The sequence below is a fragment of the Streptomyces sp. WM4235 genome, assembly GCF_001279725.1.
Taxonomy (GTDB): Bacteria; Actinomycetota; Actinomycetes; order Streptomycetales; family Streptomycetaceae; genus Streptomyces.
In genome coordinates this window covers 40,869-65,435 of record NZ_LGDE01000432.1, presented here as the reverse complement: position 1 = coordinate 65,435, position 24,567 = coordinate 40,869, and the positions used below count along the sequence as shown (strand labels likewise).

Genomic DNA, 24,567 nt, shown 5'->3' with positions numbered 1-24,567 from the left:
GTTCCGGGACGACCGGGGAGGTCGGCGGCCTGTCAGGCCCGGCCGGCGAGGGGACGGCGACGGCGCATCACGTGGACGCCGGCCCCGAGGGCGGCGGCGCTGATCAGCCCCGCGCCGATGGCGGTCTCGGTGGCGGACGGGCCGAAGGAGCCGCCCAGGCCGCCTTGCGCACCGCGCCCGTCGAGGATCGTGAAGCGGTGCGTGGCCACCAGGCTGTTGTCGTGGCACTTGACGGACAGCGTCTGGTGGCCGGGGGACGCGTGATTGAAGATGCGGACGGTCGCGAACCCGATGGAACCGGCCGACAGGTTCGTCTGCGGAAAGTTGCCGTGCGACCAGACCGTGCCACCGTGGCCGCAGCCGGCCGCGCTGACCTGCATCGTGGAGCCCTGGTGGACGGAGTACGGATTGACCGTGACGTTGCTTGGGCCGTTGCCGCCGCCTGATGGCGGCCCGCCTGCCGGGTTCGCCGAAGCGAACGGAATCCCGAGACCGACGACGGCGAACGCCGCGGCGGTCACGGCAAGAGCGCGAGAAGCACGCATGGTGGAACCTCCAGCGGGAAGCGCCCCGGAGCGGTCGCCCGGGAAGATCGACGAGAACGCCTCCCATCACGAACCCTCGGGTCGGCTCGCAACCAGCGCATTTCCGGCTTTGGGCCGCCCGGTTGAGCGACACGCCGAAGCGCGGGCATCTCATCTGACGGATCCGCAGGTCACGACCCGTCAGGCATTTATGTGACGATTACCTGGATGGCCGCACCCCGTCCGGCGGCACCACCCGTTCGCCCTTCCCCGATCGCCGTCCCGCGCGTGCACCCTTAGCGTGCGTGAAGAAGGGCGTACCGGGGAGGGACTGGAACGCGGGTCGGGACCCCCGCGTCGGGAAGGGAGAGCCATGACCGAGGACGAAAGTGAGCAGCGACCGAGGAGGTACTCCCCCTGGGGTGCGCTCGCGCTGGTCCTGCTCACCGGCCTCGCCATGATGCGCAACGGCGTGGACTTCGAGGACGGGCCGCCACAGCCCGCCGCCGCGGCGGCGGTCGGGGCGCATACCGATCGACTGCCGGCAGCACCACCCGCGCCGCCCGCGGACATGGAGGTGTTGGAGCACTCGTCGGTCCAACGCATCCGGATCCCCGGGATCAGCGTGGACGCGCCGGTGATGACGGTCGGGCTGGACGCGACGGGCTGGATCGACGCCCCGCCGCCGGCGGATCCGAACATCCGAACCTCGCCGGCTGGTACCTCAACGGGATCTCGCCGGGCCAGCGCGGGTCCGCCGTGATCGTGGGTCACGTGGACAACGCGCAGGGTCCGGCCGTTTTCTACGGTCTGGGTTCGGTCCGCAAGGGCAGCCGCGTCGAGGTGGAGCGGTACGACGGGCGCACGGCCGTGTTCGAGGTGTACGGCGTGGAGGTGTTCTCCAAGGACGCCTTTCCCGGAGCCCGGGTGTACGGGGACACCGGGCACGCGGAACTCCGGGTGATCACCTGTGGCGGCGGCTACTCGAAGGCTCGGGGCTACGACGGCAACGTGGTCGTCTTCGCCCGGATGGTGGAGGCCCGCTGAGCGGTCGATCGGCGTCGGTACGTCGCCGCCGCGCAGGGGATCCTCAGCGCGGCGGCGACGCGGGCAGCGTCGGCAGGGTCATCCGGTAGCCCCGCGACAGCAGTTGGGGCAGGTAGGTGGCGAGTGCCTGGACGCTCTGCGCGCGGTCTCCGCCCGCGTCGTGGTTCAGCACGATCACCCCGGATCCGGCGCCCTTGAGGACGCGGGAGACGATGGTCGTGGTGCCGGGCTCCGTCCAGTCCAGGGAGTCCACGGTCCAGGCCAGCGGCTCCATGCCCAGTTCGGCGCCGATCTCGAAGGCGGCCCTGTTCCACGCCCCGTACGGCGCCCGGAACCACTGGGGTGCCTCGCCCACCGCTTGTTGTACGACGTCGCTCGTGCGTCCGATCTCGGAGGCGAGGGCGGGTCGGGTGAGTTGGGGGATCAGCGGGTGGGTCCAGGTGTGATTGCCGATGACGTGTCCCTCGGCGACCATGCGGCGCATCAGGTCGCGGTTGTCGGTGGCCATCTCCCCGCAGACGAAGAACATGGCGCGGACGTGGTACCGGGCGAGGGTGTCGAGGATCCCGGGGGTGTAGCGGGGGTCGGGGCCGTCGTCGAAGGTGAGCACCATGGCGCCGGCCGTGCTCGGGTCGGCCGGCAGTCCCTCGATGGGTCGGGTGCGGACGGCGGGCTTCGCCGCGGCCGGACGCACGGGTGATTCGGAGGTCATCGGGGCCAGCCGGTACGAGGTGGGGGGCGGGCCCTGGGGCAGGCGGGCGGGCGGACCTCCGGCGGGTCCGGGGCCGGCGGCCGGGGCCGGGCCGGCGGTTCTCGGGACCTGTGTGTCGGTCTCGCCCCCGGTCAGCAGCCCGGAAGCGGCGGCGACTCCGAGGAAGACGGCGCTGCGCAGGAGCACGCGTCGCCCTACTGTCGGTTCGTCATTTTTCATTCTTACTACGTATCAACGACATCGTCGAAGATGTCGAGAGGCGCGGGAGCACTTCCTCCCCCTCACCCGCACGGACCAGCCGCGTCCGGACCGGTCAACCGCGGCGCACCAGCGGGAACGGAAGCGTCTCCCGGATCGTCAGACCCGTGAGGAACATGACGAGTCGGTCGACGCCGATCCCCAGGCCCCCGGTCGGCGGCATCGCGTACTCCAGCGCGTCCAGGAAGTCGTTGTCGAGTTCCATCGCCTCCGGGTCGCCGCCCGCGGCCAACAGCGACTGTTCGGTGAGTCGGCGGCGCTGTTCCACGGGGTCGGTGAGTTCCGAGTAGGCGGTGCCCAGTTCGGTGCCGAAGGCCACCAGGTCCCAGCGTTCGGCGAGTCTGGGGTCCTTGCGGTGCTGTCGGGTCAGCGGGGAGACGTCGGTGGGGAAGTCCTTGTAGAAGGTGGGGAGCTTGGTCCGCTCCTCCACCAGCCGCTCGTACATCTCCAGAACCACGTCGCCGCGGGTGTTTTCGGGGGTGTGCGGTACCGACGCCCGGTCGCACAGCCGGCGCAGCACGTGTTCCTCGGTGTCGGCGTCGACCTCCTCGCCGAGTGCCTCGCCGATCGCCCCGTACATCGTCTTGACCGGCCAGGTCCCGGAGATGTCGTGGACGACGAGCTTGCCGTCGGCGTCCGCCTTGTGGGCGATGGGCGAGCCGTAGGCGGCGGTGGCGGCGCCCTGGATGAGTTCGCGGGTGAGGTCGAGCATCACGTCGTAGTCGGCGAACGCCTGGTACGCCTCCAGCATCGTGAACTCGGGGTTGTGTTTGTAGGAGACGCCCTCGTTGCGGAAGGTGCGGCCCATCTCGAAGACCTTCTCCATGCCGCCGACGCAGAGCCGCTTCAGGTACAGCTCGGGCGCGATGCGCAGGTACAGGTCGAGGTCGTAGGCGTTGATGTGGGTGCGGAACGGCCGGGCGTTCGCCCCGCCGTGGATCTGCTGGAGCATCGGGGTCTCGACCTCCAGGTAGCCGCGGTCCAGCAGCCCCTGGCGCAGGGCCTGGACCGCGCTGGAGCGGGCGCGTACGACGTCCCGGGCCTCCGGGCCGGAGATGAGGTCGAGGTAGCGCCGGCGCACGCGCGCCTCGGGGTCGGCGAGACCCTTGCGCTTGTCGGGCAGCGGGCGCAGGCATTTGCCGGTGAGCTGCCAGGAGGCGACCACGACGGACAGCTCGCCGGTCCTGCTGGTGCCGACCTCACCGGAGACCACGACCTGGTCGCCGAAGTCGACCTGGGAGGTGAAGGAGTCCAGTACCTCCGCTCCGGCCTCGTCCCGCGTGAACATCAGCTGGGTGTCGCCGGTCCAGTCGCGCAGCACGGCGAAGACCACGCCGCCGAGGTCGCGTACCACCATGAGGCGACCGGCGAGGGTCACCTCCTCGCCGGTCCGGGCTCCGGGCGGGTAGCCGGGGTGGGCGGCCTTCAGCTGTGCGACGGTGTGGGTGCGCTGTCGGATGCCGACCGGGTAGGGGTCGGTGCCGGCGGCCCGGATCCGGTCCAGCTTGGCGTGGCGGACCCGCACCTGCTCGGGCAGTCGTTCGACCGGGGCGCCCCGGCCGGGCTCCCCCACCGATTCCAGTCCGAGGGAGTCGATGGAGGGCAGACCCGCGGTGCTGGACGGGGCGGTGAGGCCCTTGGGGTGGCCGTTGCCCCACAGGGTGCGCATGCGCGGTACGGAGACGAAGCCCTCGGCGATGCCGGAGGCGAGGCTGACCCGGGCGAGCGAGCCGGCGTCCTGGTAGCAGAGGAACCGGGGGTACCACTCGGGGCCGTACTTGACGTTCGAGCGGTACAGGGCCTCCAGCTGCCACCAGCGCGAGAAGAACAGCAGCAGTTTGCGCCACAGCCGCAGGATCGGGCCGGCGCCGATCCTGCCGCCCTCCTCGAACGCGGACCGGAAGACGGCGAAGTTCAGGGAGATGCGGCGTACTCCCAGGCCGGGCGCGGCGGCGCACAGTTGGGCGACCATGAACTCCATGACCCCGTTGGGCGCGGAGCGGTCGCGGCGCATCAGGTCGAGGGAGATGCCGTCCTTGCCCCAGGGGACGAAGGACAGCAGGGCGATCAGCTCGCCCTTGTCGTCGAGGGCCTCGACCAGCAGGCAGTCTCCGTCGGCGGCGTCTCCGAGCCGGTCCAGGGCCATCGAGAAGCCGCGTTCGGTCTCGGTGTCGCGCCAGGTGTCGGCCCGGTCGACGATCATCTGCATCTCGTCCTCGGAGAGGGCGGAGTGGCGGCGGATGAGTGTCGTGGCGCCCGCGCGCCGGACCCGGTTGACGGCCTGCCGGGTGACGCGCATGTCGCGGCCGTCGAGGTCGAAGTGGGCCACTTGCAGGATGGCCTCGTCGCCGAGTTGCAGGGCGCCGAGCCCGGAGCGGGCGTACGCGGTCGCCCCGTCCTCGGAGGCGCCCATGACGGCGGGCTGCCAGCCGTAGCGGCCGGCGACCGCCAGCCAGGCGTTGATGGCCGGGGTCCAGGCGGCGGGGTCGCCGACCGGGTCGCCGCTGGCGAGGCAGACGCCCGCCTCCACGCGGTAGGTCACGGCGGCCTTGCCGCTGGGGGCGAACACGACGGCCTTGTCCCGGCGGGTGGCGAAGTAGCCGAGGGAGTCGGCGCGTCCGTACGCGCCGAGGAGGGCGCGGATGCGGGCCTCCTCGTCGCCGTGGAGGGCGGCGGTCAGCCGCTGGGAGCGGAAGAGGGTGGCTGCCGCGTTCAGCAGGGCGAGGGCGCCGAACAGGCCGAGCAGGAAGTAGAGGGGGCGGGGCGGGCGGCCGTCGAACTGGCGGGCGGAGAAGAGTCCGCCGAACACCTGCTTGGCGGCCCAGTCGAGCCACTGCCCCTGGGGCAGGGTGCCGGGGAACAGCGCGACCAGGCCCCAGCCGAGGAGGACGGCGGCGAGCAGTCCGAGGCCCAGTACGAGCAGGGCCCGCCACAGGGCGCCGGGTCGGGAGGCGGCGTAGAACTCGTTGCGGGCGGCGATGAGGACGACGAGGGCCGCGACGGAGATGCCCATCGAGATGCCGCCGACCTGGTAGTCCCCGTCCGCGATGATCAGGACGTCGACGAGGATCAGCAGGGCCAGATAGGTGACGACGATCCACCACGCGACCCGCTTGCGCATGCCGAGGGCGGCGGCGAGCAGGAAGAGGAAGACGGCGTACGCGAGGTTCTCGCTGACGGGCACCACGTACTCGTCGAGGAAGCGCGTGACGTGCCGCAGGAGTCGGCGCAGCGTCGGGGAGAGCGCCAGCAGGGCACAGAACAGGCCGAGCGTCCCGAAGAACGCTCCGAACGCGTCGGGAACCCGGTTGAGGAAGCGGTTCCGGGTTCCGCGCGTCTCCTCCACGGTGGCACTCATGGTTCGCACTGTAGGGAGGCCCGTGCCGGTCCGCGCGGCGAGGCGGCTAGCCTCGGAGGCGTGACAGAGCACGTGAACACGGGATTCGAGCGCGGTACGGACGGCCCGAAGGTGATCCTTGCCGGGGTCGACGGGTCGGAGTCCTCACTCCGGGCGGCGGCGTACGCGGCGGGGCTGGCCCGGCGGCAGAACGCGCTGCTGGCGTTGGTGTACGTCCAGCCGGTGATGCAGGCCGGTGCCTCGCTGGGCGCCCCGGTGGCGGATGCGACCGGGGAGATCGCCGAGGGCATCGTCGCGGAGATCCGCGCTTCGGCGGAACGGCTCAAGGGCATCTTCGAGGTGCGCTGGCAGTTCCACACGTTCCGCGGGGACCCGTACGCGGGCCTGGTGAGCGCCGCGGAGGAGCTGACGGCGGACGCGGTGGTGGTCGGCGCCTCCGAGCAGGCCGGTCACCGGATCATCGGCTCGGTGGCGGTCCGGTTGGTCAAGGCGGGCCGCTGGCCCGTCACCGTCGTGCCGTAGCCCGACCGCTTCGCCCCCGTCCGGACCCGGTCACCGGGTCGGCCGCGGTACCGGGTCGTGCGCCTCAGCGGGTCGGCCGCGTCACCGCTTGCAGGCCGTCCTTGGCGGCGCCTCGGCTGAGGACGGCCTCGGTGATGGCCTCGTGCGCGGTGCGGTGGTCGTCCCGGTCCGACGGTCCGGCCAGGGCGTCGACGAGGTTGACGACCCTGCCCTCGTCGTTGTCCATGAGCTGTGGGATGAACTCGGCTTTCGTGACCTGCCAGCGCTGACCGGCCGCGGCGGGCGGGGCGAAGGTGAAGCGGCCGATGGAGCTGTAGCTGCCGCGCAGGTCGCGGTCTCCCTCGTGGTTGTACATCTCGCCCGCCACCTGGTCGCCCATGCCGTAGACGATCCAGGTCCCGTTGACCTTCTCGTAGGCCTGTGGGATGTGCGCGTGGGTGCCGAGGACCAGGTCGATGTCCGGCCGTCCGGCCGTCTGCGACGCCGTGAGTTCCCTGCCCAGGGACAACTGCCTCTCGTCGGGCTCGGTCTGCCATTCCGTGCCCCAGTGCGTACTGACCAGCACCACGTCCGCGCCCGCCTTCCGGGCCGCCCGCGCGTCCGCGACGATCTTCTTGGATTCGAGCAGGTTGACCGCCCACGGCTTGCCCTCGGGCATCGGATAGCCGTTGGTGTCGAAGGTGTACGCCAGATGGGCGACCTTGGCGGTGCCCGCGGTGTACAGCCTGGTCCTGGCGGCCTCGGCGGCCGTTCGGGCCGAACCGGCGTGTCCCAGGCCGACCTTGTCGAAGCGGTCGAGGGTGCGTTCCAGCCCCTCCTCCCCGTCGTCCAGGGTGTGGTTCGACGCGGTGGAGCAGCCGTCGTAGCCCGCGTCCCTCAGCGCGTCGGCGATCTCGGGCGGCGACTTGAAGGCGGGGTAACCGCTGAAGGGCCCGCCCTCCTCGCCGTAGATCGTCTCCATGTGGCAGAGGGCCAGGTCGGCCGCCGAGACGACCGGTTTGACGCCTGCGAACAACGGCTTGAAATCGTGCCCGTCGCCGCCCGCGTCCACCGCCCCCTGCCGGATGACGGAGGTGTGGGGCAGTACGTCGCCGGTCGCCACCAGGGTGAACCCCCTCGCGGGGGCCCCGGCGGCGGCCGCGGGGGCGCCGCCGGCCTTGGACGGTGGGGGGCTCTGGGACGGCGCCAGTCGGGCGGGGGCGGTTCGCTCGGAGGTGGAGCAGCCCGCGACGGCGGCCGACAGCAGGACCGCGGACAACAGCGCGAGGGCCCGGCGGGTGCGCGTGGTCATCTGCCCCAACTCTCATTAGTAGGACTATCCGATGATCTGAATTCATAGAAGAAGGCGCCCCCTGTCAAGGAGCGGCGCCGCCCGTCGCCCGCCGGCTCACCCCGATGGCCGTTCGCCGCGCCGTTCGACCGTTCACCGTCCGGCGGGGCCGCCCACCGGACGACCCGGGTGCTTGGGCGCATCGGCGGCGCAGGACGGTTCCGGGGCGGCTCCGCGCAGGTCAGGGTGAGTTCGTCGGACCCGAGCGGGCTCCCCAGCGGACGCCGGCGAACCTCGGAAGGAGCCACTCGTGCCAACCTCCCCCACCCTCCGGCGCACGGATCCCGAGGCGCTGGCCGAACTCCAGCGCGACCACGGGCGGGCTCTGTTCGGTTTCCTGCTCGGCCTCACCGCCGGGGACGCGCAACGTGCCGAGGACCTCGTGCAGGAGACCCTCGTACGGGTCTGGCAGCACCCCGAGGTACTGGCGAGCAGCCACGACTCCATGCGGCCCTGGCTCTTCACCGTCGCCCGGCGACTGGCGATCGACGCGCGCCGGGCCAGGCTGTCGCGGCCTCAGGAGGTGGAGCCGGACGGCCTGGAGCAGGCGCCGGCGCCCGTGGACGCGGTGGCCGGCTCGGTCACGGCGATCGACGTGCGGCGCGCTGTCGGCAGCCTGGGGCCGGAGCACCGCGAGGTCTTGATGCAGGTCTACTTCCAGGACCGGTCGGTGGCCGAGGCCGCGGCGGAACTCGGAATTCCGGCCGGCACCGTCAAATCCCGCACGTACTACGCCCTGCGCGCCCTGAGGAAGGGGCTCCAGGGGTACGGACTCGGCGCCTGAGCGACCCCGACCGGGTGGAGAGCCGTCCATGAACCCGCTCAACGAATGTCTCGAATGCGCATGGATCGGACATGAAGCACATCGAAATCGGCATCAGAGCGTTCAAGTTGAGTAAACATCCCCCGCTCCGCGAGTCGCTCGGTGAAGGCTCAGGGCTGACGACGGGACGCTCGACACGCGGGAGAGGGTGGAACGGTGCAGCCCGAGGGTTTGAACGGCACCAGTGGCGGTGGGCTGGCGGTGCCCATGGCATGGCTCTACGCGGAGTACATCGCGGACGAGCTGCTGCGCACGGGCCGGCTGATCCCGGCCGGAACACAGGAGTTCCGCGCGGGACGCGACACGCTCGCGCTGACCATCTACCTCTCGGACGCCGCCGGCGAACTCTCCGGGATCCGCGTGGTGTCCCAACTCGACGAGTGGATGTCACTGACGGCGTACGGACACCCTTGGCGTGACTGGGTGGAGACCCGCTTCCTGCAACTCGGCGAGGAGGACCGGGCGCACGACGGCGGCGCGAACGCCGACCTGGAGCTGGCCCACGCCGCATGGCGGTGGCTGGACCGCACCGAGCTGTTCGCAACCAACCTCGAACCCGACCGGAGCGAGCCCGAGGAGATGCCCCCGGGGTTGGACGAGAACGCCCGCATCTGGACCCCGGCCTGGCAACTGGGCCTGCCGTTGGGACACTTGGCGATGCACCTGTTCTGAGGTGCGACGGGGAGCGCGCGCCGCGGGGACTACCCCGGGCGGCGCCCCGGGGCCTCCGCGGGATCCGTGACCAGCCCGGTGAAGTCGGCCTCGTTCCGCTCGGCCCGCGTCACGTACCACCGGGCGATCAGCCACATCACCGGGTACACGAGCAGACCGAGCACCACCCAGACCAGCGGCCCCGAGCCCACGTGCGGCAGCAGGAACAGCAGCGGCAGCGTCGCCACCAGGAGCAGGAGAGCGGCCAACGCACCCAGCCCGGAGCGGAGTTGGCTGCGCATCAGGGCGCGTACGTAGGTGGCCCCGAGGGTGGTCTGCTCCGAGATCTCGGATCGCGCCGGCGTGTGTGGCGGCCTGCGGCGGGCGCCGCGCGGCACCCCCGTGACGGTCTCCCGCCGGGGCGGCGGCTGGTGCTCGGCCATGGTGGCGGATTCTACGCAGCCGGTCGCGGCGGGAGAAGGCTATTTCAGGAGCCGGGACAGCCTCCGGTCGGCGAGTGGCTTGCCGCCCGTCTGGCAGGTGGGGCAGTACTGGAGCGAGGAATCGGCGAAGGACACCGAGCGCACCGTGTCGCCGCACACCGGACAGGGCTCCCCCGTCCGGCCGTGCACGCGCAGGCCGCTCTTCTTCTCGGCCTTCAGCCGCCCGGCGGCCACCCCGTGGGCCCGGGCCACCGCCTCGCGCAAGGTGCTCTGGACGGCCTCGTACAGGGAGGTCACCTGCGGCTCGTCGAAGGAGGCGGCCAGTTTGAACGGCGAGACGCGGGCCGCGTGGAGGATCTCGTCGCTGTACGCGTTCCCGATGCCGGCGATGACGCCCTGGTCGCGCAGCACCCCCTTGATCTGCCGCCGCTCCCCCGCCAGCAGCGCGGCGAAGGCGTCCCGGTCGAAGCCCTCGGCCAGCGGGTCCGGCCCGAGCCGGGCGATGCCGGGAACCTCCTGCGGATCGCGGACCACGTACACCGCGAGCCGCTTCTGCGTGCCCGCCTCCGTGAGGTCGAAGCCGCCGCCGCCCTCCAGCAGGAGACGCAGGGCGAGCGGGCCCTTCCCGGGACGCGGCGGCTGCTCGGGCATGGCGTCCTGCCAGCGCAGCCATCCGGCCCGGGCCAGATGGGTGACGAGGTGGAGCTCGCCGACGCGCAGGGCCAGGAACTTCCCGTACCGCGCGGTGGGCCCGATCGAGTGGCCTTCGAGGGCGGTGAGCGGGGGGTCGTACGTCTTGAGCACGCTGACGGCGAGCGGCAGGACGCGTTCGACGACCCGTCCGTCGAGGTGCTCGTCGAGGAACTCCCGCAGAGCCTCGACCTCGGGCAGTTCTGGCATCCTCCCAGCCTGCCGCCGGCTCCCCGACGGCGCGACTCGGCATGCGCTCGGGACTCGGCATGCGCTCCGGACGCCTCGCCTACCCCATGACGAACTCGCACCACACGCACTTGCCGCTCCCCCGCGGCTCCACGCCCCACACGTCCGCGAGCCGGTCCACCAGCATCAGGCCTCGCCCCGACACCCCGGAGTCGCCCGCCTCGCGACGCCTCGGCAGCGCGCTGGAGCGGTCCTCGACCTCCACCCGCAGGCGTCGTTGCGAACCGGCCAGGATCCGCAGCGTCACGATGGCCGGTCCGTCCGTGTGCATCAGGGCGTTGACGATCAACTCGTCCGCGACCAGTTCGATCTCGTCGGACCGGCCCCGGGCCCCCCAGGCCCGAACCGCCGCGCCGATCATGTGGCGGGCGGCGACCAGCGCCTCGGGGTCGCCGGGGGCCACGTGCTGCTGGAGACGTCCGCCGACCTGTGGGGTCTCGTCCGGCTGGCGTCGCAGCAACAGGAGGGCCATGTCGTCGTTGCCACCCCGCTCGTCGACGACCTCGCAGAGCCGGTCGGCCAGCTCCCCCAGGTCGGCCGGTCCTTTGCGGATCAGGGTGGTGAGGAGTCGGATGCCGTCGTCGAGGTCGGCGCCGGGTTCCTCGACGAGCCCGTCGGTGCAGAGCAGAAGCGTTTCCCCGGGATCGAGTTCCACCGTGGTGACGCCGTACTCCAGCCTGCCGAACTCCGCCGACAGCCCGAGCGGCATCCCGCCCTCCACCGGCAGCCGCAGGCAGTCCCCGTCCCGGGTGCGCAGCAGGGGGTCGATGTGGCCGGCCCGGACCAGTTGGAGCACGCCCGTGGCCAGGTCGACCTCGGCGTACAGGCAGGTGGCGAACCGGTCGGTGTCCAGTTCGTGGAGGAAGACGGACGCCCGGGCCATCACCGTGGCCGGCGAGTGCCCCTCGGCCGCGTAGGCGCGCAGCACGATCCGCAGCTGTCCCATGACCGCCGCCGCGTGGGTGTCGTGGCCCTGCACGTCCCCGATGACCGCGCCCACCTTGCCGCCCGGCAGCGGGATGACGTCGTACCAGTCGCCGCCGATGTCCTGGCCCATCCGGGCGGAGCGGTAGCGGACCTCGATGTCGACGCCGGGGACGGACGGGATGCGGCGCGGCAGCATGGCCTGCTGAAGGCCCTCCGCCAGGTCGTGTTCCTGTTCCAGCAACATGGCCCGCTGGAGGCTCTGCGCGATGCTGCTGCCCAGGGCGACCAGCAGATTGCGTTCGTCCTGGGTGAAGCCGTCCTTGTCCTGGTAGAGGAGTCCGATGGCGCCGATCGGGCGGGCCTGGGCGATCAGCGGCAGATACGCGGCGGCCGAGATGTCCATGTACGAGATCTTGGCCCAGAGCTCCGGATAGCCCTCGGCGAATTCCTCCGCGGAGTCGAGGAAGCGCGGTTCGAGCGAGCGGACGACCTCGCTCATCGGGTACGCCTCGTCGATGCGGGTGTAACGGGTGCCCGGCACGAAACTGCCCACGGGCCCTTCGGCCACCAGGTGGATGCGGCCCGCCTCGACGAGGCCCATCACCATGCCCATCGAGCCGAGCCGCTCCAGGCCGTGGGCGTCACCGATGACGTCGATGACGTCCCGAACGGTGCGCGCGTGGGCGAGGGCGGCCGTGGTGCTCTCCACGACGGACGTCTGACGGCGGCGTTCCTCGTCCAGACCGAGGCGCTCGGCCGAGTGGCTGAGCTCCTCGGTCGCGTCGCGGACGATGCCGATGATCCGGTGCGGCCGCCCGTCCGCGCCGCGCATGACCCGGCCCTGCGTGTGCGTCCAGCGCAGCCGGCCGTCGCGGCAGCGGATGCGGAAGTAGGCGCCGTAACTGTCCACCCCGCTCTTGAGGGCACTGGACACGAGGGCGTCGAGCCGGGTCGCCTCCGCTGCCGGAACGCGCGGCGACAGGGACGCGGGGCGTCCGTCGTACGCGGCGGGGTCCGTGTCGAAGACGTCGAGGGCCGCTGCGTCCAGATGCATGAGCCCGGTGACCAGGTCCCAGTCGAAACTGCCCATGCGGTTCAGCGAGAGCGACCGGTCCGGGTGTGCGGGCCAGTCGTCCGGCAGCGATACGGTGGTCGGCACCGATCCACCATGACACACCGGCGGGTCAGGCGCTCTCCAGTTGCCCGCCCGGGTCCGAGGGCTGCTGCCCGACGTCGGGGACGGTGCCCGGGCCGTACGGATCCACCTGGTCCGGCGCCGCGTCCGGTCCGGTCGGCAACCCCGGGTCACCGTTCGGCGACCCCGGGTCGACGGGCATCGGCTCCGTGAAGGGGTCCGGGGGGATGTCCGACGGCTGACCGGGCGGTACGCCGGGCGGGACCTCGGAGGGCACCCCTGCCGCCGGGCCGGACGGTACCTCCTGCGGCTGCCCGCTCGGGACGCCCGGGGGAAGACCGTCGGGAACGTCCGCGGGCGGGCCGGAGGGGCCGTCGGACGGCGCCCCGGGGGGTGCCGACTCCCCGGGGGACGGCTCGGCGGAGGTGACGGGACCGTTCGGGATGCCGTCCGAAGGATCGTAGGGGGGCACCGCCTGCGGAGTCCTGTCCTGGGCTCCGTCGTCGCCGCTCGTCCGCTCGATCCAGGTGTTGTTGGCGATGTTGACAATGGTGAGTCTGCCCAGCACCTGGGCGGTGGGCTCGATGACGATCACCTGGTTCGCCTGGTAGCCGTTCCACGCGTCGCCCTTGAGCACCGGGCTCCCCTTGGGGGCGCGCGGCGCGCCCAGGGGATTGCCGCAGGCGCAGCGCACCCGGGGCATGCCGTGGTTGTCCACGAGGACGGCCGTCCCGGCCTGGAGCACGGACTGGAAGCTCTTCTCGCGGCCGTCGCGCAGGCCGTGGCTGGTCACGCGGGCGTCGGCGCGCAGCACCACCGGGGTGAGGCCGCGCAGGTACTCGGGGAGCCTCGCCTGTTCGATGCCGGAGGCGCGGGCGAAGGCACCGGCCTTGGCATCGTCCCCGGTGAGGAAGCCGACCTGCTGTTCGACGTCGCAGCTGCCGAGCCGCTGGGTTCCGCCGTACAGGCCCGGGGTGGCGGCGTTGACGGTGCGGATGCCCTGGCCGGACGCGTTGGGGAGCGGCGGCTGGACGGGGGCGGACTCGGCGGTGGCGGAGGAGTTGGTGAACGGGTCGGGGCCGGCCGTGCCGACCGGCTGGAGGTGGACCTCCTGGCTCTCGGGGCCGGCCGCCGCGGCCCGGGGCTCCTCGGTCGTGCCGCAGGCCGTGGCGAGCAGCCCGAGCAGGCCGACGAGCGCGAAGAGGGGCGCTCTGGCCGGTGTGTGACGGCGTGGTGTCTGACGGTGTGGATGGTGACGGTGTGTCGGTGCGTGCACGTCGGGCCCGTCGCTCACGTGTTTCTTCCTTTCGCCCCGGTTGCTCCTCCTTGTCTGCCGCATCTCTCCCGGGGCCGCATCTTGAACGCGTTCAAGGAACTCGTGTGGTCACAGCCTCTCCGAGCGCGCATACGCCTCCACTGACCGGCGCGGTCCGCCCCGGCGCCCGATACTGGAGGGGATGGACTGGTTCACGGCGCCCGACTACTGGCTGGGCCGGCTGGTCTTCCAGCGGGCCCTGGCCGGGGTGTACCTCCTCGCCTTCGTCGGGGCGGCCCTGCAGTTCCGGGCGCTGATCGGGGCGCACGGCATGCTGCCCGTGCCGCGACACGTGCGGCACGTGCCCTTCCGGCGCGCCCCGAGCCTGTTCCAACTGCGCTACTCCGACGGCCTGTTCGCCGGATGCGCGTGGACGGGGGCGGTGTTCGCGGCCGCGCTCGCCGCCGGCGTCGGGGACCTGGTGCCGCTGGGGGCGGCGATGGCCATGTGGGCCGTTCCCTGGTTGCTGTACCTGTCGATCGTGAACGTGGGACAGACCTGGTACGCCTTCGGCTGGGAGTCGCTGCTGCTGGAGGTGGGGTTCCTCGCGGTCTTTCTCGGCAACGCCCGGATCGGGCCACCGGTGCTCGTGCTGTGGCTGCTGAGGTGGGTCCTCTTCCGGGTGGAGTTCGGGGCCGGGCTGATCAAGATGCGGGGCGACCCCTGCTGGCGGAAGCTCACCTGTCTCTACCACCACCACGAGACCCAGCCGATGCCCGGGCCGCTGAGCTGGTTCTTCCACCACCTTCCGAAGCCGCTGCACCGCGTGGAGTGCGCGGCGAACCACGTGACCCAGCTCGTGGTCCCGGTACTGCTCTTCACTCCGCAGCCGGTGGCCTCGTACGCCGCCGCGATCGTCGTGGCCACCCAGGCGTGGTTGGTCCTGTCGGGCAATTTCGCGTGGCTGAACTGGATCACGATCACCATCGCGCTGTCGGCGATCGACTTCACGGGGCTCGCGGGCCCGCCGCCGGAGGCCGCCTCGCGCGGGGCGCCGCTCTGGTTCGTGGTGCTGGTGTGCGCGGTGAGCGCCCTGATGCTCTGGCTCAGCCGGCACCCGGTGGCCAACATGGCCTCCCGCCGCCAGGCGATGAACCGCTCCTTCGACTCCCTGCACCTGGTCAACACGTACGGGGCGTTCGGCACGGTGGGGCGCGTCCGGGACGAGGTGGTGGTGGAGGGGAGCGCGGACCGGGTGCCGCGTGAGGACGGCGACTGGCGCGCCTACGAGTTCAGGGGCAAGCCGGGCGCGCCGGGCCGGATGCCCCGCCAGTTCGCCCCGTACCACCTGCGCCTGGACTGGCTGATGTGGTTCGCGGCGCTCTCCCCCGGCTACGCGCGGGACTGGTTCGGGCCGTTCGTCGAGCGCCTGCTGGCCGGTGACCGGGACACGCTGCGGCTGCTGCGGCACAACCCCTTCCCGGACGCCCCTCCGGTGCATGTGCGGGCCAGGCTCTACCGCTACCGGTTCACGACCTGGCGGGAGCTCCGTGAGACGGGCGCGTGGTGGCACCGCACCTTGCTGCGCGAGTACCTGCCGCCCACCCGCCTCGCGGAGACCTCCCGGTCAGAGCCCGAGTAGCGTCGCCTCCTGCTCCGGGGAGATCCCCTTGGCCGAGCGGTCGGGGCGTAGCGGGGCGTCGCCTTCGAGGGATCGGAGCCAGGCCCAGGTGTCGGCGGCGGTCTCGGCGACGGGGCGGCACACGAGCCCCGCCTCCACCGCCTTGGTCACGTCGCCGCTCATGTACGCGTGCAGTTCGCCGCCCTCGGGAAGCCAGATCGGCAGTTCGGTCCACGGCTGGACGCCCGCCGCCTCGATCGCGGCCGGGTCGATCCAGCGCAGCTCGGCGTTCCCGCCGGTGGCGGCGAGGCACGCTTCCAGGAGCTCCTCCATCGTGGCGTGGCCGACCGGGGAGACCAGGTTGTAGGGGCCGCCGCGCCCGGCCTCGGCGGCGTCCAGGGTCCAGGCCGCGAGGTCGCGCACATCGATGTACTGGAGCCGGTGCCCACGTGGTCCGGGGGCCACCATCGGACCACCGCGGGCGGCGCGGTTGAGCCACCAGGGCAGTCGGCCGACGTTCTCGTACGGGCCGATGATCAGGCCGGCGCGCACCAGCAGGGCGCGGTCGCCGAAGGCGTCGAGGGCGGCGAGTTCGCCGCCGCGCTTGTCCTCGGCGTAGGCGATGGATTCGGCGTCGGCCGAGCCCTCGATCAGCGGGCCGTCCTCGTCGAGGCCGGCCGGGGCCGGGTAGGCGTACACCGAGCGGCTGGATATGTAGACGTACCGCCCGACGCGGTCGGCCAGCAGGCGGGCGACGTCGCGCACGGCGGTGGGCGCGCCGCTCCACGTGTCGACGACGAGGTCCCACTCACCGTCGGCGAGGCCGGCCAGGCCCTCGACGGAGGTGCGGTCCCCGTGCACGGCGCGGACCCCGGGCGGGGGTGCGTGGTGCCCGCGGTGGAAGACGGTCACCTCCCAGCCCCGGGCGAGGGCGTCCTCGGTGATCGCGCGTCCGACGAATTCGGTGCCACCCAGCATCAGTAGTTTCATGGAATGAGCCTGCCCGGCGGGTGGCCGGCGCGGAACCCGTGATCGCTCTCGGCGATGACGCCCAGGGCGTACGCGAATCGGGAACTCCGGTCGCACGGACCGGTGTCGGAGTCGCGGCGGGGCCCTGTCGGGGCCGAGGGGCGCATGCCTCGCCCCCGTCGCCGTGGTGTGGCGCGGGGGCGCAGGTCGGGGGCCCAGGAGGGGCCGGCGGCTCTAGTCGATGCCGGGGAGGATGTGCGGTTCGGCCAGGTCGTCCTCGTAACCCGCCAGCCGGATGGGGGCGGAACGCGCCCACACTTCGAGGCTTCCGAGTTCGTCGGACCGGGTCTTCCCCTTCACCGCTCGGACGGTTCGCTCCAGCGATGGGTCGGGCTTGGTCATTTCAGTCACCGCGAACTCCCTTGTGTCGCGTAACCCAGCGGGCTGATCGCGCGCCGGAGATAGGGAAATAAAGGTTTTCCGGACGCGGTGGCGCCTTGGTGGAGCGGGGCCCGGGTGAGGCCTCCATGCCGATCAGAGTACACATATGAGCGGGGTCCCGCTCGATGGAACGGTAAAATCCACTCCGGATCACTTGTTTTCGCCCCGAGTTCAGTACGTCGGACGCCGGCGGTTCACCGGAGTGGGCTGTACGACGTACGAGAAGGCGCGCAGTGGGGGTCGGTTGAGCCTGCCGGGGTGCCGGCGGCAATCCCGACCGTAACGGCGACCGGGTCCACCCGCGCGAGTTCCACCACCGACACGACGGCCGTGTCCCGACGGAGCGGGACGACCCGCGCGGGCCGCAGGGGGCAGGACGGGACGCGCCGGGGGCATGAGGGGCGGGGCGGGGCGTTGGGCCGAGCGGGTGACGGCCGAGCGGCGGCCCGCGTCATCGGGACGGACACGTACGAGGCAGCCGGCGGGAGGCACCACGCGCTCGCGGCCTCACCCGAAAGGAGGACGCGGGGACCCCGCGCCCGGCAGAGCCGCACGCGCGCCCCGGCACTCCGGGGCCGCGCCCCGGGGAGGAAACACCGCTCGCCCGGCCGGAGTCGGCACGGGCGAGCGGGTGAGGAGGGGAAGGCCTACCAGTTGGCGGGGGCGTAGTCCTTGAGGAAGACGCCGAACAGGTCCTCGCCCGCCTCGCCGCGCACGATCGGGTCGTACACGCGGGCCGCGCCGTCCACCAGGTCGAGCGGGGCGTGGAAGCCCTCCTCGGCGAGCCGGACCTTGTCCGGGTGGGGCCGCTCGTCGGTGATCCAGCCGGTGTCCACCGCGGTCATCAGGATCTGGTCCTTCTGGAACATCTCCTGCGCGCTGGTCCGCGTCAGCATGTTCAGCGCGGCCTTGGCCATGTTGGTGTGCGGGTGGCCGGCGCCCTTGTAGCCGCGGCTGAACACGCCCTCCATCGCGGAGACGTTGACGACGTACCTGCGGCCGGCCTCGGCGGCGGCCATCGCCGGCCGGAGCCTGCTGATCAGGATGAACGGCGCCGTGGAGTTGCACAGCTGCACTTCGAGCAGCTCGATCGGGTCCACCTCGGACACCGTCTGGATCCAGCTGTTGGTGTCGTGCAGGTCGGGGACCAGGCCACCGGCGTCGATGGCCGTGCCGGCGGCGATCCGCTCCAGGGAGGCGGAGCCGGAGACCAGCGCCAGCTCGGTGACGTCCTGCGCGCTGAGCTTCTCGCCCTTGCCGGTGGGCAGGGCGGCGACCCGGTCGACGGTGCCGCTGCCGAAGGTGCCGATGACCTCGGAGGTGGGCAGCTCGCCGGCCGGGAGCGGGGCGTTCTCGGCGGCGACGAGTTCGCTGTAGGCGCCCGGGGAGCGGCGCACGGTCTGCGCGGCGTTGTTGATCAGGATGTCGAGCGGGCCCTCGGCGGCGACCGAGTCGGCGAGCGCGACGACCTGGGCCGGGTCGCGCAGGTCGATGCCGACGATCTTCAGGCGGTGCAGCCACTCGGAGCTGTCGGGCATGGCCTTGAAGCGGCGGATCGCGTCGCTCGGGAAGCGGGTGGTGATGGTGGTGTGCGCGCCGTCGCGCAGCAGCCGCAGCGCGATGTACATGCCGATCTTGGCGCGGCCACCGGTGAGCAGGGCGCGGCGGCCGGTCAGGTCGGTGCGGGCGTCGCGGCGGGCGCGGTTGAAGGCGGCGCAGCCCTGGCAGAGCTGGTGGTAGAAGGCGTCGACCTCGACGTAGCGGGTCTTGCAGATGTAGCAGGAGCGCGGACGCTGGAGTATTCCGGCGATCGGACCCTTGGTGGCGGCGGTCAGGGCGTTGCCCTGGGTCTCGTCGTCGATGCGCTCGGCGGAGCCGGTCGCGGTCGCCTCGGTGACGGCCTTGTCGTTGGCGGTCTTGGCGGCGCGGCGGTCCTGGCGGCGACGCTGCTTGACCGTGCGGTAGAGGCCGGCGGTGGCACGGCGTACGGTGATGGCGTCGGGGTGGTCGACGTCGAGCTTGTCGAGCTCACCGAGCACGTTGAGGACGAGGGCCAGCCGCTCGGGGTCGATGCCCGGCCCGTATGCGTGGTTGTCTTCGGTCACCGTCATGGCCGCTGCCGTTCCTTGATCACTCGTCCGCGTCCGCCTGCTGCGGAGGTCCCAAAAGGGCCACTGTACGGAGGCGACGCGCCCGGGGACAAACCCGTGCCCGGGCACCTCACGCACCGCGAGTGGCCCGTCACGGTGGGGAGGGGTTCGACGTTGATCGACGGCGTGGCCGGAATCCGTCTGTCCGGCCGTCCCGTAGTACCACCGGAGTATGCCGAGAGGATGACTCGAAGCCCTCCGGAGGCTCCTCTGGGGGGAGGAATAGGGCACCCGGGTCGGGCATTGTGGAATTCATGAGTGCCTTCGCGGTGTCCGTTCTGCTCTGCCTGGTGTCCGCCGTCGCGTACGCGGGCGGCGCCATCGTCCAGGAGCAGGTGGCGGCGGGCTCGCCGAACCGGTCCTACGCGCCCCTGCGCCGGGCCGGTTGGTGGTTCGCGGTCGGGCTGAACGCGCTCGGCGCGCTGTTGCACGTGGTGGCGTTGGCGTACGGACCGCTCAGCCTGGTGCAGCCGCTCGGAGCCCTGACCATCGTCTTCGCGCTCCCGATGGCGGCCGTCCTCGTCCATCGCCGGGCGGGCGCGGCGGCGTGGCGCGGAGCGGTGCTCGCCACGGTCGGCCTGGCGGGGCTGTTGGCCCTGACCGGCGGCGAGGGCCGGGCGGAGCAGGCGTTGACGCACGGGGGTCGAACCCTGCTGCTGGCGGTCGCGGGTGCGTCCATGGCGGTGCTGTTCCTGACGGCGCGCCGCACGCGCCGGGCGGTGCGGCGCAGTGTGCTGCTGGCCGCGGCGGCCGGTACGGCCTTCGGCATGGCCTCGGTGTTCACGAAGTCGGTGGCGGAGGGCTTCTCCCTGGACGCACCGACCGCGATGTGGCCCGACCTGGCGGCCATCGCCACGCTGGCGGCGGGCGGGCTGCTGTTGTCGCAGGCCGCCTACCGGGGGGCGGGGCTGACGGCGCCGCTGGCGACGGTGACCGTGGTCAACCCGGTGGTCGCGGCGGCCGTGGGAATCTCGGTGTTCGACGAGGGCTTCCGCTACGGGTCGCCGGGCGCGCTGGCGGCGGCGGTGTGCGCCGCGGTGGCGGCGGCCGGCCTCGTCCTGCTCATGGCCGTGCCGCCGCACGTGCGCGGGTCAGATGCTGACGCCGTGCCCGCGGAGGTACCGCAGCGGGTCGATGTCGGAGCCGTAGCCGGGTCCGGTGCGCATCTCGAAGTGCAGGTGGGGACCGCTGCTGTTGCCGGTCGAGCCGGAGCGGCCGATCCGCTGGCCGCCGGAGACCTGCTGTCCGCCCCTGACCCCGAGTGCCGACAGGTGCGCGTACTGGGAGTACCGGCCGTCGGCGTGCCGGATCACGACCTCGTACCCGTAGGCCCCGGACCAGCCGGCCGAGACCACGGTGCCGGAACCGACCGCCTTGACGCTGGTACCGGTGGGCACCGGGAAGTCGACGCCCGTGTGGTAGCCGCTGGACCAGGAGGAGCCCGCGACGCGGTAGGCGGTGCCGAGTCCGGCGTCGACGGGCGCGAAGAAGCCGCCCGAGGAGGTCTGCTGCTTCGCTGAGGCCGCCTCGGTCTTCGGGGCGGGCTTGCTCTGCTCCGGCGTGGGCTTCGGCTTCGCCTTCGGGGCGGGCTTGCTCTGCTCGGGCTTCGGCGCGGCCGGGGCCACCGGCTTGACCGGCTTCGCGGTGCGCGGCGGCTTCTCCGGATTCCGCGCCGGCGGTGCGGCCGTGATCCGCAGGGTGAGGCGCTGGCCGGGCAGGATCAGGTTCGGGTCGGCTCCGACGGTGGCCCGGTTGGTCTCGTACAGCGCCTGCCAGCCGCCCTCGACGTGCTGGTCGGTGGCGATGGCCGACAGGGAGTCCCCGGGGGCGACGACGTACGGGTTCGGGAGCACGGAGGTGCCGGTCGGACGCGGCGCGGTCTTCGGCGTCGCGGCCCCGTCCTGCGGGAGCTTGGCGGTGACCTGCACCTTCACGGGCTGGGGCGCGGGGGTCCGGGCCTTCGCCGGCTGCGGCTTCGTGGACTGCGGGTGCGGGGTGACGGCGGGCGCCGGGCCGCTGCGGCTGAGTCCGGCGGCCGGTCCGCACGAGGGCCAGGCCTGCGGCCCCTGCCCCTTGAGGACCTTCTCCGCGACGGCGATCTGCTGGGCCTTGGTGGCCAGGTCGGCGCGGGGGGCGTAGGCGGTCCCGCCGAAGGCCCGCCAGGTGCTCTGGCTGAACTGGAGCCCGCCGTAGTACCCGTTGCCGGTGTTGATCTGCCAGTTGTTGGTCGATTCGCAGGTGGCGACCTTGTTCCAGGTCTCCACCGAGGCGGCATGGGCGGACCCGGCTCCGACGAGAGGGAGCGCGATCCCGGCGCCACCGGCGGTGACGACGAGCGAGGCCCGGTTGATGCTGCTCGGCTGGTACCGGCGGTGCCGGCCCCGTACGCCCATGGGAGCCCCCTTGGAGACATCAGGAAGGGCACAAGGTAGCGGCGACACGAGTCGCCCGGCAAGTATCACAACCAGCCTGCCTCAAGGTGAAGTTGAGAATCAGTGCACAACGGACGAGCTCTCACATCCCGGTCGATGTAGCGTCGGGGTTCCCCGCACATCGAGGCACGCAGGAGCGCACGCATGAGCAGCAGCACCGCCCAGATCGGTGTCACCGGGCTCGCGGTGATGGGCAGCAACCTGGCCCGGAACTTCGCCCGCAACGGATTCACCGTCGCCGTCCACAACCGCACCGCCGCGAAGACCCATGCCCTGGTGGAGGAGTTCGGGCACGAGGGCTCCTTCGTCGCGGCCGAGTCCGCGAAGGAGTTCGTCGACGCGCTGGAACGACCCCGCCGCCTGATCGTCATGGTGAAGGCCGGCGAGCCCACCGATGCCGTGATCCGCGAGTTCGCCGAGCTCCTGGAGGAGGGCGACGTGATCATCGACGGCGGCAACGCCCACTTCGAGGACACGCGCCGCCGCGAACGCGAGCTGCGCGAGCAGGGCATCCACTTCGTGGGCGCCGGCATCTCGGGCGGCGAGGAGGGCGCGCTGCTCGGCCCGAGCATCATGCCGGGCGGCCCGGCCGAGTCGTACACCTCCCTCGGCCCGCTGCTGGAGAAGATCTCGGCGAAGGCCGCCGACGGCACCCCCTGCGTCTCGCACATCGGCCCCGACGGCGCCGGGCACTTCGTGAAGATGGTGCACAACGGCATCGAGTACGCCGACATGCAGCTCATCGCCGAGGCCTACCACCTGCTGCGCGAGGTCGCCGGCTACTCCCCCGCGAAGATCGCGGAGACCTTCCGGACCTGGAACACGGGCCGGTTGGACTCGTACCTCATCGAGATCACGGCAGAGGTCCTCGCGCACACCGACGCCGCGACCGGACGGCCGTTCGTGGACGTCGTGGCCGACGCCGCCGAGCAGAAGGGCACGGGGCGCTGGACCGTACAGATCGCCCTCGACCTGGGCGTGCCGGTCTCGGGGATCGCCGAGGCGGTCTTCGCCCGCGCCGTGTCCGGTCACGGTGACCTGCGCAAGGCCTCGCGCGACCTGGCGGGCCCCTCGGCCACGCCGCTCTCCGGGGCCGCCGCCGACGCCTTCGCGGCCCAGGTCGAGCAGGCCCTGTACGCCTCGAAGATCGTCTCGTACACGCAGGGCTTCCACCAGATCCAGGCGGGCAGCGCCGAGTACGACTGGAACGTGGACCTGGGCGCGGTGGCCTCGCTGTGGCGCGGCGGCTGCATCATCCGGGCGGCGTTCCTGGACCGGATCCGTGCCGCGTACGACGCCGAGCCCGCGCTGCCGAGCCTGCTCGCGAACCCGGAGTTCGCCCAGGAGATCGGCGCGGCGCAGGACGACTGGCGGGAGGTGCTGGTCGCGGCGGTCCGCCAGGGCATCCCGGCGCCGGCGTTCGCGGCCTCGCTGGCGTACTACGACGCCCTGCGGGCGGAGCGGCTGCCCGCCGCCCTGACCCAGGGCCAGCGGGACTTCTTCGGGGCGCACACCTACCGGCGCACCGACCGGGAGGGCTCGTTCCACACCCTCTGGAGCGGCGACCGCTCCGAGGTCCGCACGGACTGACGCACCGCTGACGGGAGACCGTCCACCCCCCACTGCCGCACGGCGCGCGGGCCGACGCGCACCGGACCCCGAGCGGGCCCGAGGCGGCCCGGACCCCGGTCGAGCGGACCTCGACCGGGCCGGGTTCGGGTCTCAGGCCCCGATCGAGCCGAGCGGGCCGGGCTGCGGCACGGGGGCCGGTCCGGGCGGCGCCGGGATCGGGTCGGGCTCGGGCACCGGTCCGGGTACGGGCGGCGCCGGCCGCGGCGTGGGCGGCTCGGGGTCCGGGAAGGGGCGGGGCCCCGGCGTCGGATCGGGTCCCGGCACCGGGGGCTGCGGGTCGGGGCCGGGGACCGGAGGCTGGGTCTGCTCTTCGATTCGCACCATGTGTCCCACCTTCCCCGGAACCCCTGCGGTACGCCCCCCGGAGGACGGCCGACCGGCGGACGCACGTACCGACTGACGGCCGAGCGCGGCGGCCAGGCCCCGGGCGGGGCCCGTCAGGACCGGGATCAGGGTCGTGGCCGATGCCGCGGCGCCGGCCATCGAGCCCTGGGCGAGGAGGATGACGTCCGTGTCCGTGACGGCGTCGATCGCCTCGGCCACCAGGGCGAGGGAGCCGGCTTCGTCACCGGCCGCGAACCGGTCCCAGGCTCCGGCGACCACCCGTGTCCGAACCGACACCTCGCGCGTCCCCGCCTCCTCGGCCAGCAGCCCCGCGGTCGGAGCCAGCGTGGACTCCAACGAGGCCAGTACGGTGATCCGGCCGCCGATCCGGACCGCCTCGGCGGCCATCGGCCGGTCCACCCGGAACAACGCGACCCCCAGCGGCCCGGCCTGCGCCTCCACGACCGCACCGATCGTCGAACAGGTGACCAGCACGGGGCCGGAGCACCCGCCGAGCAGTTCCCGGACCGCCGGCGCCACCGCCTCCGGGCCCTCCGCGCGGGCCCGGTCCAGCAACTCCGGCACCACCAGGTGCCGTAGGACGGCGCCCGGGTGATCCCGATCGCGCAGCGCGTCGAAGACCGGGACGTGCGTCGCGGACGTGTGCAGCAGCGTCAAGGCCGCGTGGGCCGCCGCGGAGGCGTCCGTCACCACAGGTCGGAATCCGAGGCGAGCTGCGCCTCGGCCGCCGCCACGACCTCCGCCGGGGCCACGGGCGCCAGGTCGGGGTGTTTGGCGGCCCAACTCGCGGCATACGGGCAGAGCGGCACCACGGGCACCCCCTCGGCCGCGGCGATCGTGTGGAAGGTCTCCACCAGACGCCCCGCGATGCCCCGCCCTTCGTGCCCGGGCTCGACGATCGTGTGGACCGCCACCAGGGCGTGGGGTTCCTCCGCGAGGACGAAGTAGGCGATGAAGCCGACCGCGACCCCTTCCTCGACGGCGAGCAACCGCCCGGCCTCTCGGTCGTCCTCGAACACGATCGTCGGCTCGTCCGCCATGGTTCCCGACTCC

19 protein-coding genes and 2 pseudogenes are annotated in these 24,567 nt (G+C 72.5%); 7 read left to right on the top strand and 14 right to left on the bottom strand.

Annotated features, from left to right (window positions below; genetic code table 11):
* Positions 1 to 32: 32 nt before the first annotated feature.
* Positions 33 to 545: a hypothetical protein gene (locus ADK55_RS27120; protein WP_053682438.1), complete on the bottom strand. Its 513-nt coding sequence runs from the start codon at positions 543 to 545 to the stop codon at positions 33 to 35.
* Between the two features lie 352 nt (positions 546 to 897).
* Between ADK55_RS27120 and ADK55_RS27115 the strand changes: the two are divergent.
* Positions 898 to 1,571, top strand: a pseudogene (locus tag ADK55_RS27115) (class F sortase).
* Positions 1,572 to 1,614: 43 nt separating this feature from the next.
* Here the strand turns inward: ADK55_RS27115 and ADK55_RS27110 are convergent.
* Together ADK55_RS27110 and lysX are read right to left on the bottom strand one after the other, a co-directional pair.
* Positions 1,615 to 2,502 (bottom strand): polysaccharide deacetylase family protein, encoded by an 888-nt coding sequence (locus ADK55_RS27110; protein ID WP_053682437.1) that lies wholly within the window; start codon positions 2,500 to 2,502, stop codon positions 1,615 to 1,617.
* A 94-nt stretch (positions 2,503 to 2,596) separates the two neighbouring features.
* A complete protein-coding gene (gene lysX, locus ADK55_RS27105) occupies positions 2,597 to 5,899 on the bottom strand; it encodes a bifunctional lysylphosphatidylglycerol synthetase/lysine--tRNA ligase LysX (RefSeq protein WP_053682436.1) in 3,303 nt (1,100 codons plus the stop codon).
* Between the two features lie 60 nt (positions 5,900 to 5,959).
* Between lysX and ADK55_RS27100 the strand changes: the two genes are divergently transcribed.
* Entirely contained in the window at positions 5,960 to 6,421 is a 462-nt protein-coding gene (locus ADK55_RS27100) for a universal stress protein (RefSeq protein WP_053682435.1), read from the top strand.
* A 64-nt stretch (positions 6,422 to 6,485) separates the two neighbouring features.
* On the opposite strand, the gene ADK55_RS27095 is transcribed toward ADK55_RS27100, so the two are convergent.
* Positions 6,486 to 7,712 (bottom strand): CapA family protein, encoded by a 1,227-nt coding sequence (locus ADK55_RS27095; protein WP_053682434.1) that lies wholly within the window; start codon positions 7,710 to 7,712, stop codon positions 6,486 to 6,488.
* 289 nt (positions 7,713 to 8,001) lie between these two features.
* Between ADK55_RS27095 and ADK55_RS27090 the strand changes: the two genes are divergently transcribed.
* Positions 8,002 to 8,535 carry a sigma-70 family RNA polymerase sigma factor gene (locus ADK55_RS27090; RefSeq protein ID WP_053682433.1) on the top strand — a complete coding sequence of 178 codons (534 nt, stop codon included), beginning with the start codon at positions 8,002 to 8,004 and terminating at the stop codon, positions 8,533 to 8,535.
* A 246-nt stretch (positions 8,536 to 8,781) separates the two neighbouring features.
* Positions 8,782 to 9,246: a hypothetical protein gene (locus ADK55_RS27085; protein WP_053682444.1), complete on the top strand. Its 465-nt coding sequence runs from the start codon at positions 8,782 to 8,784 to the stop codon at positions 9,244 to 9,246.
* Between the two features lie 29 nt (positions 9,247 to 9,275).
* Here the strand turns inward: ADK55_RS27085 and ADK55_RS27080 are convergent, their stop codons facing one another.
* The 4 genes from ADK55_RS27080 to ADK55_RS40550 form a co-directional block, all read right to left on the bottom strand.
* Entirely contained in the window at positions 9,276 to 9,668 is a 393-nt protein-coding gene (locus tag ADK55_RS27080) for a hypothetical protein (RefSeq protein ID WP_053682432.1), read from the bottom strand.
* A 39-nt stretch (positions 9,669 to 9,707) separates the two neighbouring features.
* On the bottom strand, positions 9,708 to 10,568 hold the full coding sequence (locus tag ADK55_RS27075; RefSeq protein ID WP_053682431.1) for an Fpg/Nei family DNA glycosylase: 861 nt from the start codon (positions 10,566 to 10,568) through the stop codon (positions 9,708 to 9,710).
* A gap of 79 nt (positions 10,569 to 10,647) precedes the next feature.
* Complete coding sequence (locus ADK55_RS27070; protein WP_053682430.1) at positions 10,648 to 12,711, bottom strand: SpoIIE family protein phosphatase; 2,064 nt, start codon at positions 12,709 to 12,711, stop codon at positions 10,648 to 10,650.
* Between the two features lie 7 nt (positions 12,712 to 12,718).
* Positions 12,719 to 13,963 carry a DUF6777 domain-containing protein gene (locus ADK55_RS40550; protein ID WP_053682429.1) on the bottom strand — a complete coding sequence of 415 codons (1,245 nt, stop codon included), beginning with the start codon at positions 13,961 to 13,963 and terminating at the stop codon, positions 12,719 to 12,721.
* A 163-nt stretch (positions 13,964 to 14,126) separates the two neighbouring features.
* On the opposite strand from ADK55_RS40550, the gene ADK55_RS27060 reads away from it, so the two are divergent.
* Positions 14,127 to 15,566, top strand: coding sequence for a lipase maturation factor family protein (locus ADK55_RS27060; RefSeq protein WP_053682428.1), 1,440 nt, complete (start codon positions 14,127 to 14,129; stop codon positions 15,564 to 15,566).
* On the opposite strand, the gene ADK55_RS27055 is transcribed toward ADK55_RS27060, so the two are convergent.
* The 3 genes from ADK55_RS27055 to ADK55_RS27050 form a co-directional block, all read right to left on the bottom strand.
* The gene (locus ADK55_RS27055) at positions 15,552 to 16,535 is read right to left on the bottom strand and encodes an NAD-dependent epimerase/dehydratase family protein (protein ID WP_053682427.1); all 984 of its coding nucleotides are present in this window, start codon (positions 16,533 to 16,535) and stop codon (positions 15,552 to 15,554) included. The genes ADK55_RS27060 and ADK55_RS27055 overlap by 15 nt on opposite strands.
* Positions 16,536 to 16,748: 213 nt before the next feature.
* On the bottom strand, positions 16,749 to 16,925 hold the full coding sequence (locus ADK55_RS38800; protein ID WP_159041562.1) for a hypothetical protein: 177 nt from the start codon (positions 16,923 to 16,925) through the stop codon (positions 16,749 to 16,751).
* Between the two features lie 677 nt (positions 16,926 to 17,602).
* Positions 17,603 to 19,066 carry an SDR family oxidoreductase gene (locus ADK55_RS27050; RefSeq protein WP_053682426.1) on the bottom strand — a complete coding sequence of 488 codons (1,464 nt, stop codon included), beginning with the start codon at positions 19,064 to 19,066 and terminating at the stop codon, positions 17,603 to 17,605.
* Positions 19,067 to 19,359: 293 nt separating this feature from the next.
* On the opposite strand from ADK55_RS27050, the pseudogene ADK55_RS39295 reads away from it, so the two are divergent.
* A pseudogene (locus ADK55_RS39295) lies at positions 19,360 to 20,169 on the top strand (DMT family transporter); the annotation flags it as partial.
* Between the two features lie 27 nt (positions 20,170 to 20,196).
* Here the strand turns inward: ADK55_RS39295 and ADK55_RS27040 are convergent.
* On the bottom strand, positions 20,197 to 21,498 hold the full coding sequence (locus tag ADK55_RS27040) for a transglycosylase family protein (RefSeq protein ID WP_053682424.1): 1,302 nt from the start codon (positions 21,496 to 21,498) through the stop codon (positions 20,197 to 20,199).
* 183 nt (positions 21,499 to 21,681) lie between these two features.
* Here ADK55_RS27040 and gndA point away from each other — a divergent pair, with 183 nt between their 5' ends.
* Entirely contained in the window at positions 21,682 to 23,127 is a 1,446-nt protein-coding gene (gene gndA, locus ADK55_RS27035) for an NADP-dependent phosphogluconate dehydrogenase (RefSeq protein ID WP_053682423.1), read from the top strand.
* Between the two features lie 132 nt (positions 23,128 to 23,259).
* Here gndA and ADK55_RS40775 read toward each other — a convergent pair whose 3' ends face one another.
* Both ADK55_RS40775 and ADK55_RS27025 read right to left on the bottom strand, forming a co-directional pair.
* Positions 23,260 to 24,204, bottom strand: coding sequence for an arylsulfatase (locus tag ADK55_RS40775; protein ID WP_323178925.1), 945 nt, complete (start codon positions 24,202 to 24,204; stop codon positions 23,260 to 23,262).
* Entirely contained in the window at positions 24,201 to 24,554 is a 354-nt protein-coding gene (locus tag ADK55_RS27025; RefSeq protein WP_053682422.1) for a GNAT family N-acetyltransferase, read from the bottom strand. Before ADK55_RS27025 ends, ADK55_RS40775 begins: the two co-directional genes overlap by 4 nt.
* Positions 24,555 to 24,567 lie beyond the last annotated feature (13 nt).

What these genes read in the sequence shown, in the direction of transcription:
- ADK55_RS27120 (WP_053682438.1), bottom strand. Translation starts at nt 545, where the DNA reads ATGCGTGCTTCTCGCGCTCTTGCCGTGACCGCCGCGGCGTTCGCCGTC.
- ADK55_RS27110 (WP_053682437.1), bottom strand. Translation starts at nt 2,502, where the DNA reads ATGAAAAATGACGAACCGACAGTAGGGCGACGCGTGCTCCTGCGCAGC.
- lysX (WP_053682436.1), bottom strand. Translation starts at nt 5,899, where the DNA reads ATGAGTGCCACCGTGGAGGAGACGCGCGGAACCCGGAACCGCTTCCTC.
- ADK55_RS27095 (WP_053682434.1), bottom strand. Translation starts at nt 7,712, where the DNA reads ATGACCACGCGCACCCGCCGGGCCCTCGCGCTGTTGTCCGCGGTCCTG.
- ADK55_RS27085 (WP_053682444.1), top strand. Translation starts at nt 8,782, where the DNA reads ATGGCATGGCTCTACGCGGAGTACATCGCGGACGAGCTGCTGCGCACG.
- ADK55_RS27080 (WP_053682432.1), bottom strand. Translation starts at nt 9,668, where the DNA reads ATGGCCGAGCACCAGCCGCCGCCCCGGCGGGAGACCGTCACGGGGGTG.
- ADK55_RS27075 (WP_053682431.1), bottom strand. Translation starts at nt 10,568, where the DNA reads ATGCCAGAACTGCCCGAGGTCGAGGCTCTGCGGGAGTTCCTCGACGAG.
- ADK55_RS27060 (WP_053682428.1), top strand. Translation starts at nt 14,127, where the DNA reads ATGGACTGGTTCACGGCGCCCGACTACTGGCTGGGCCGGCTGGTCTTC.
- ADK55_RS27055 (WP_053682427.1), bottom strand. Translation starts at nt 16,535, where the DNA reads ATGAAACTACTGATGCTGGGTGGCACCGAATTCGTCGGACGCGCGATC.
- ADK55_RS27050 (WP_053682426.1), bottom strand. Translation starts at nt 19,066, where the DNA reads ATGACGGTGACCGAAGACAACCACGCATACGGGCCGGGCATCGACCCC.
- ADK55_RS27040 (WP_053682424.1), bottom strand. Translation starts at nt 21,498, where the DNA reads ATGGGCGTACGGGGCCGGCACCGCCGGTACCAGCCGAGCAGCATCAAC.
- gndA (WP_053682423.1), top strand. Translation starts at nt 21,682, where the DNA reads ATGAGCAGCAGCACCGCCCAGATCGGTGTCACCGGGCTCGCGGTGATG.
- ADK55_RS27025 (WP_053682422.1), bottom strand. Translation starts at nt 24,554, where the DNA reads ATGGCGGACGAGCCGACGATCGTGTTCGAGGACGACCGAGAGGCCGGG.